The sequence below is a fragment of the Rhodococcus sp. R1101 genome (assembly GCF_000278445.1).
Classification (GTDB): Bacteria; Actinomycetota; Actinomycetes; order Mycobacteriales; family Mycobacteriaceae; genus Rhodococcus; species Rhodococcus gordoniae.
Map to the genome: position 1 here is coordinate 1 of NZ_AJVB01000787.1, position 1016 is coordinate 1016.

Below are 1016 nucleotides of genomic sequence, written 5' to 3' on the forward strand. Positions count from 1 at the left end.
CGACTCGACCGGGCGATCGCAGCGGGCGCGACGATCGTCGGCGCCGGTGTGGACGCCGGATCCGCCGACCACTACTGCGACCAGCTCTCCGCCCTCGCCGAACTGTTCGGCGAGGAATTCGGTGATCTCGACGAGCGGTGACCCCGACATCTCCCGCTGTCCGGGAGAACGTCGATGCCGTGTGCCGGTAGGTCGCTAGCGTCGGCGCGACACCTTTCGTCCCGCACCATCACAGGAGCGACCGTGACCGTTTCCGACGCCGACGCCCGTACGCAGCGCATCCGCGCCACCGTGCACGCCTATCTCGACGCCGTGGCAGCGGGGGTGGCGGCCGACATCGCCGCCCTGTATGCCGACGACGCCACCCTGGAGGATCCTGCCGGCAGCGAACCCCGCGTCGGCAAGGCAGCTATCGCCGAGTTCTACAAGGCTGTCGAAGCCACGGAGAACACCACAGAGCTGCTCACGCTCCGGATCAGCGGAGCGACCGCCGCCTTCCACTTCCGCGTGGTCACGACGGCGGGTGAACAGACCTACGAAGTGGAGCCCATCGACGTCATGACGTTCGACGACGAGGGACGAATCACCAGCATGCGAGCGGTCTGGGCGCCGAGCGACATGCGTGTCCGCTGACCGGTCGACGGGACACGGTTCGCGCACTGCGCCGTGGGTGACGGACACTGGAACGAACGCCGATCGATAGGAGTTTCTGGATGACAGCGGAACACGCGGTGCTCGATCCTCGACGGATCCGCGACGTGATGAGCAATTTCTGCACGGGCGTCACGGTGATCACCGCGCTCGACGGCGACGAGCCTCTCGGGTTCGCGTGCCAGTCGTTCGTATCCGTATCACTGGATCCGCCGCTCATCTCGTTCTGCCCCGCCCGCACCTCGAAGACGTGGCCGAAGATCCGTGAGGTGGGCACCCTGGCCGTCAACGTCCTGTCCGAGAGCCAGCGCACCTTGTGCGGCGCGTTCGCGGTGAGCGGCGGCAACAAGTTCCGCGGGGTGCGC

Annotated in this window: 2 protein-coding genes; both read left to right on the forward strand. The window is 67.2% G+C overall.

All coding sequences use genetic code 11. The features are described 5' to 3' along the window. Positions 1-243: 243 nt before the first annotated feature. Positions 244-633, forward strand: coding sequence for a nuclear transport factor 2 family protein (locus R1101_RS0124195; RefSeq protein WP_016935722.1), 390 nt, complete (start codon positions 244-246; stop codon positions 631-633). An 80-nt stretch (positions 634-713) separates the two neighbouring features. Continuing rightward, a partial coding sequence (locus R1101_RS0124200) for a flavin reductase family protein (protein WP_016935723.1) occupies positions 714-1016 on the forward strand: 303 nt, incomplete at its 3' end.